4 protein-coding genes are annotated in these 6,849 nt (G+C 66.7%); 3 read left to right on the forward strand and 1 reads right to left on the reverse strand.

The genetic code is table 11. The annotated features are described in order from the left end of the window. Positions 1–3 precede the first annotated feature (3 nt). The 3 genes from cobN to PQR02_RS22665 all read left to right on the forward strand — a co-directional run bounded on the left by cobN (position 4) and on the right by PQR02_RS22665 (position 5,623). Positions 4–3,831 carry a cobaltochelatase subunit CobN gene (cobN, locus tag PQR02_RS22655; RefSeq protein ID WP_408236096.1) on the forward strand — a complete coding sequence of 1,276 codons (3,828 nt, stop codon included), beginning with the start codon at positions 4–6 and terminating at the stop codon, positions 3,829–3,831. Then, positions 3,828–4,940, forward strand: coding sequence for a magnesium chelatase ATPase subunit I (locus tag PQR02_RS22660; RefSeq protein WP_408236099.1), 1,113 nt, complete (start codon positions 3,828–3,830; stop codon positions 4,938–4,940). The genes cobN and PQR02_RS22660 overlap by 4 nt, the downstream gene beginning before the upstream one ends. Positions 4,941–5,083: 143 nt before the next feature. Beyond that, positions 5,084–5,623, forward strand: coding sequence for a vWA domain-containing protein (locus PQR02_RS22665; RefSeq protein ID WP_408236117.1), 540 nt, complete (start codon positions 5,084–5,086; stop codon positions 5,621–5,623). A gap of 40 nt (positions 5,624–5,663) precedes the next feature. Here PQR02_RS22665 and PQR02_RS22670 read toward each other — a convergent pair whose 3' ends face one another. Beyond that, entirely contained in the window at positions 5,664–6,608 is a 945-nt protein-coding gene (locus PQR02_RS22670) for a flagellar brake protein (protein ID WP_408236102.1), read from the reverse strand. Positions 6,609–6,849: the final 241 nt, after the last annotated feature.

Consider the following 6,849-nt stretch of genomic DNA (forward strand, 5'->3'; position numbering starts at 1 on the left):
CTCATGCATCTGCTGCGCACGACGCCGGGCGGCTTTGTCGACGATACGCAAGGCGTGATCCGTATCGATCAGCAGGCCGCCGATATCGTGGTGCTGAGTTCCGCCGACACCACGCTGTCCTTGCTCGCTAGCGTGTTCCCGCGGCTGGGCGAGGGTTTCCCCAGCGTGCGGCTCGCGAACGTCACGTATCTGCGGCAACCGGCCTCGGTCGACTTCTACGTCGAGGATGTGTTGCAGCATGCGCGGGTGGTGGTGGTCGATCACCTCGGCGGCGAGGCGTACTGGCCGTATGGCATTGAACAGGTGGTCGCGCTCGCGCAGCGCAAACAGCAGTCGCTCACGATGTTTTCCGGCGACTTGCAGGAAGATCCGAACCTGCTCGCGCGCAGCACGGCCGACGCCGCGTTGTGTCATCAGCTGTGGCGTTATCTGCGCGAAGGCGGCCCGCAGAATGCCGAAGCGTTTCTGCGCTGCATCGCGTACCGCGCGTTCGGCTGGGGGCGCGAGCCTGCGCCGCCCCGCGCGTTGCCGGCCGCGTCGCTCTACCATCCCGGGCACGACGTGCCGACCATCGCCGACTGGCAGGCGCGCTGGCAGCCGGGTGCGCCGGTCGCGGCGATCCTGTTCTACAAGGCGCATCTGCAGGCGGCCAACACAGCGGTGTTCGACGCGCTGATCGACGCGCTCGAATCGCAAGGGCTCAATCCTTTACCGATCGCGATCACGTCGCTGAAAGACACGATGAGCCGTGAAATCGTACAGGCGTTGTGCGCGCAACACGAGGTCGCGCTGGTGCTGAACACGACCGCCTTCGCCGCATCCGCGATCGACGACCCCGAGCCGCTCGCGCTCGCCGGCGACGCGCCGGTGTTCCAGGTGATCCTGAGCGGCGGCAATCGCGACGACTGGCTCAAGGACAACCACGGTCTCAATTCGCGCGATATCGCAATGCATGTCGCGCTGCCGGAAGTGGACGGCCGCATCATCACGCGCGCGATCAGTTTCAAAGGGCTCGCGTATCGCTGCCCGCATACCCAGGTCGACGTGGTCCGCTATCAGCCGGACCTCGAACGCGTGAGCTTTCTCGCCGAACTGAGCCGCCGCTGGTGCCGTCTGCGTTCGCTCGATAATGCGGACAAGAAGCTCGCGTTGATTCTCGCCAACTATCCGATGAGCGAAGGGCGCATCGGCAATGGCGTGGGTCTCGATACGCCGGCGTCGGTGGTCGGCATCCTGGCGATGCTGCGCGACGAGGGCTATCGTCTCGCGCCATTGCCCGCGCACGGCGACGCGCTGTTGCAGAAGCTCACCGAGGGCGTGACCAACGATCCAGTGGTCCGCGATCTGCGCCCCGCGTTGCAAAGCCTCGCGCTCGACGACTATCTGACGCACTTCAACGCATTGCCCGCCGCCGCGCGGCACGCATTGAACGCGCGCTGGGGCGCGCCCGAGCAGGACCCGACGTTGCGGCGCGGCCGTTTCATGATCGCGGGCTGGCGCTGCGGGCAGGTGTTCGTCGGCATCCAGCCGTCGCGCTCGCGCGAGCAGGGCGACTATGCGAGCTATCACGATGCGGAACTCGTGCCGCCGCATGCTTACCTCGCGTTCTATTTCTGGCTGCGTCATCAGTTCGGCATCGACGCGGTCGTGCATGTCGGCAAGCACGGCAATCTCGAGTGGCTGCCCGGCAAGAGCGTCGCGCTGAGCGATGCGTGCTGGCCCGATCTGATTCTCGGGCCGATGCCGCATCTGTATCCGTTCATCGTCAACGATCCGGGCGAGGGCAGCCAGGCCAAACGCCGCGCACAGGCCGTCATCGTCGATCATCTGATGCCGCCGCTCACGCGCGCGGAAAGCTATGGGCCGTTGCAGGACCTCGAACGCCAGGTCGACGAATACTACGAAGCGCTGATGGTCGATCCGCGCCGCTCGAAGCTGTTGCGGCGCACGATTCTGGCGACCATCGTCGAGCACAAGCTGCACGAGGAGCTGAGTCTCGCCGCGCCGAGCGGGCAAGACGACGAGGACGCGCTGCTCACGCGCGTCGATGCGTGGCTGTGCGAGTTGAAGGAGGCGCAGATTCGCGATGGTTTGCACACGTTCGGGCAGTCGCCCGCCGGTGTGCAGCGGCGCGATACGCTGCTGGCGCTGGCGCGCTTTCCGGTCGGCGATGGGCAAGGCGGCAAGGCCGGCTTGATCGACGCGCTGGCGCGCGATCTGCGCATGGACCACCTGTTCGATCCGTTGTCGGTGGATTGGTCGGCAGTGTGGAACGGCCCGCGTCCCGAGGTATTGCGGCAGGTGAGCGATGCGCCCTGGCGGCATTGCGGCGATACGCGCGAGCGGCTGGAGTTGCTGGCTGCGCAGATGTTGAGCGGTGTGTGCCGTGAACGGCCCGATGCGCACGACACGCCGTGCCCGGCACCACTCGTGACACCGCCGGCCGGCACGTTGCCGCAAGCCGGGCAGGTCATCGCGCGTTTGCGCGACGATGTGCTGCCACGGCTCGACGCATGCGGTCCGCAGGAGATGCTGCAACTCAAGCGCGGCCTCGAAGGACGCTTCGTGCCGCCGGGGCCGAGCGGTTCGCCATCGCGTGGACGGCCCGACGTGCTGCCCACCGGCCGCAATTTCTATTCCGTCGACACGCGCGCGATTCCCACGCAAGCCGCGTGGTCGCTCGGACTGAAATCCGCGCAGCAGTTGATCGAGCGGCATCTGCAGGAACACGGCGACTATCCGCGCGCGATCGGACTCTCGGTGTGGGGCACCGCGACCATGCGCACCGGCGGCGACGATGTCGCTCAGGCGCTCGCTCTGCTGGGCGTGCGGCCCAAATGGGCAGCTGGCAGCCATCGCGTGACCGACTTCGAGATCATGCCGATCGAGGCGTTCGATCGCCCGCGTATCGATGTCACGTTGCGTGTGTCGGGGTTCTTCCGCGACGCGTTTGCAAACGTGATGCATCTGTTCGACGCCGCCGTGCAGGCGGTCGCCGAACTCGACGAACCCGAAGCGCTGAACCCGATTCGCGCGCGCGTGCAGCGCGAACGCGATGCGCTCGTCGCGCGCGGCATGGACCCCGCCGAGGCGCGTAAGCGCGCCGGCTGGCGCGTGTTCAGCGCAAGGCCCGGCGTGTATGGCGCGGGTCTGCAGGAAATGATCGACACGCGGCAATGGCAAACCGACGCCGATCTGGCCAACGCGTACCAGGCGTGGGGCGGTTACGCGTACACGCAAAAGAGCGCCGGCGAAGAGGCGCGCCATGCGTTCGGCGCGCGCCTCGCCGCGCTGGACGTGGTGCTGCAGAACCAGGACAACCGCGAACACGATCTGCTCGATTCGAACGACTATTACCAGTTTCAGGGCGGCATGGTCGCGGCGGTGCGGCATCTGGCCGGCAGTCAGCCGAGCGTGTATCACGCGGATCACAGCAACCCGGCCGCGCCGCGCGTGCGCACGCTGCATGAGGAGATCGCGCGGGTGGTGCGCTCGCGCGTGGTCAATCCGAAATGGCTCGATGGCGTGAAGCGTCACGGCTACAAGGGCGCGGCCGAAATCGCGGCGACCGTCGACTATCTGTATGGTTACGACGCGACCGCGCGCGTGATCGCGGATCATCAATATGCGCTCGTCACGGATGCTTACCTGAACGACGCCGATACCCGCGAGTTCTTGCAGCGGCACAACCCGCATGCGTTGCATTCGATCTGCGAGCGTCTGCTCGAAGCGATGCAGCGGGGTTTGTGGCAGGCGCCGGGCGAGTATCGCGCGCAAGTCGAACAGCATCTGCTCGCGAGCGAGCAGCAGATCGAAGGAAGGCAAACATGAATGCAACACACCCGGCAGCGACCCAGCAGGCGACCGGGCGGCCCGTCCAGCGGCCCGCGTTTCCGTTTGCCGCGCTGATCGGCCAGGCGCCGTTGCAGCAGGCGCTGCTGCTGGCGGCGATCGACCCCGGGCTCGGCGGCGTGCTGGTCAGCGGGCCGCGGGGCACGGCCAAGTCGACCGCGGCGCGCGCGCTCGCGGAGTTGTTGCCGCAAGGGCAGCTGGTGAACCTGCCGCTTGGCGCGAGCGAGGATCGGCTGATCGGCACGCTCGATATCGAAACCGTGCTGCGCGACGGCACGGTGCGGTTTTCGCCGGGCCTGCTGGCGAAAGCGCACGACGGCGTGCTGTATGTCGATGAAGTCAACCTGTTGCCCGACGCGCTCGTCGATGCGTTGCTCGACGCGGCGGCGAGCGGCGTGAATACCGTCGAACGCGATGGCGTATCGCACAGCCACGACGCGAGCTTCGTGCTGATAGGCACGATGAACCCCGAGGAAGGCGAGTTGCGGCCGCAATTGATCGACCGCTTCGGCTTGATGGTCGAGTTGCGGAATTGCTTCGAGCCGCCGGTGCGTCAGGCGATCGTGAAAGCGCGGCTCGCGTTCGATCTCGATGCGCAACGGTTTCGCGCGGGCTATGCGGAGCAGCAGGCGGAGTATGTCGAGCGGATTCGGGCGGCGCGCGAAGCGCTGCCGCAACTCACATTCGACGACGCCGTGCATGCGCATGTCAGCGCGTTGTGCATCGACGCAGCCGTGGATGGCCTGCGTGCCGATCTCGTGATGCTGCGCGCGGCGCGCGCGCTGGCCGCACTGGAGCAGGCGGGGGCGGTGACCGTGGAGCATGTGGAGTGCGTCGCTGAAGCGGTGTTGATTCATCGGCGTCGGCAGCGTCGTCAGGATGACGGGCAAGCGGCCGGCCACACGCGTAACGGCGAAGCGCAGCCGCATACGGCTTCCCGCTCTGACCGTCCGCCGGCAGCCGCGCTGGGCGACGACGCGCCGTCGGCCGCCGTTGCGGGCGAGAACGATTGGGGTTACCTGCCGCCCGAGCCCGCCGCGACCACGCACGTCAAACGGGTGTTGCCGCTTGACGCAAAAAAACGCTGAGCCATCGGAAGGGCGCCGCCGCTGACTCGCGCAGCGGTTTTCGATGGCGGCAACGCGCAGGCGTGAATTCACGCGGCCATGTGCGGGTCAATTCGCGCGGCCAGCCGGGCAAACGCATCGCATGGCCGCAGACGCTCGCCGCGATGCGCCAGGACGCGCTGCGTGCGGAGCATTTGCGCTTCGTGCGCGAGGCGCCGCGCGGCGGCGTGCTGCATTGTTTCGTGCTCGATTGCTCCGGCTCCATGCTGGCCGGGCGGCGCCTCGCGCTCGCCAAGGGTCTGTTGATCGCGCTGTTCGACCGCGCGAGCGCCGCGCGCGACGAGGCTGCGCTGATCTGTTTCGGCGGTGCTGGCGCGGACGTGCGCTTCGGCCCGGCTGTGCCGCGCTGGTGGAACGAACGGTGGCTCAGGCCGGTTGGCGGTGGCGGCGGCACGCCGCTGGATGCCGGCATCCGCCGGGCAGCGCAGTTGCTGGAACGTAGTGCGCGGTTCAGGCCGGCCCAGCAGCGCTGGTTATGGGTTTTGACCGACGGCCGCACACGCGACGAGCCGGCTCGCCCGCTCGTGGCGGACGAGGTCGTATTCGTCGATTTCGAGCGTGAGGCGATCCGGCTGGGCCGCTGTGCCACGCTCGCGAAGGCGTGGGGCGCGCGATGCTTGATGCCGGAGGAGCTGATTGGCTGAACGGCGCGTGCGCTGCGCCGCCCGCGCGTTGCCGCGCTGTTTATTTCAAGCCGTGCGACCAGTACAGCACGTCGTCCTGCCGGTCGAAGACGTAGACTTTCATCGCCATCTGCTGAGCCGCGTCGAGTCGATCGAATTCGAGCCCGTGATGCGAGGGCTCGCCGGGACCGCTGCCTTTCTGCACATTGCGGATGATGGCGCTGGTCACGATCTCCGTATCGAGGTCCGCCGACTTCAGACGGAAGGCCACCCGCAGCCGCTCACCGACCGCGCCCAAGGTCCACGAGGCGGTCAGCGACATGCCGAGGGCGCTGATGCCTTTCGCGCGGCCGAGCCCTTCGTACGTTTCTCCTGTTTCGCCAAGACCGAAGCGCACCGCCAGGTGTGCGCGGACGCGGATCGACTTGCGCTCGCGCAGACGGCGGACCATGTCGGGCCTGGACAGCACGACGTAATCGAACGGCGCGCGGCAGATTGCTTCGACCGTGCAAACGAAACGGAACACGGCGTGGCTCGCGATCGCGACGATCTCGACGTTTTCGCCGAGCCCGAGCGGCAGCATGCGGCCCCCGTGTAGCGGCGGCGTGACAAAGAGCGCGTGATTCGGCGCGAAACCGATGATGCGGCACGGGTGCATCGGCGCACCGCTGCCGACCTGCGAACGCATGCCGATCAATGCACCTATTTCCAGATGCATGTCCCGGAGTGTCAGTGGACTGCTTGAGTCCCCCGGCTGGGCGGTTTCGGACGGCGGTTGGACGGTCGAGTCCAGCAGGTCGCCGCGTTGCGGATGAAAGTTGCCGAACAGGAAATCGCGCTCGTTCGGGGTCGCGAGGATGGTTCCGCTGGCGAACAGCAGTGTGCCGTCGCTGTCGACGATCGGCCAGTCGAGGGGCGTGCCAACTGGCACCGCTACCGGACTGAGCGCCGGCGAAAGCGCAGCGGGCGAGTTTTCCTCGACGTGTTCCTCGACAGGATTGTCCATGGTCGGTAGTGGTTTAGGTCGCGGGATAACCTGGTTGACGGCCGTGGGGACGCAAACTTTAATTTCGCGGTCGCCGCGGCCGGGTCGGTTGGTTGATTTTTGTTCCGGACGGATCTCTAGATTAAATCGGATGACTAACTAATTTTGATGTTGCCAATCTGGCGCGCCACACTATTGCCATGCGGGCCGTTCGTTCCGTCGAAAAGAAAATTCACAGAAGGGGGTTGACGGGTTGCTGGCC

This window comes from Paraburkholderia sediminicola, from assembly GCF_046026895.1.
Classification (GTDB): domain Bacteria; phylum Pseudomonadota; class Gammaproteobacteria; order Burkholderiales; family Burkholderiaceae; genus Paraburkholderia; species Paraburkholderia sediminicola_C.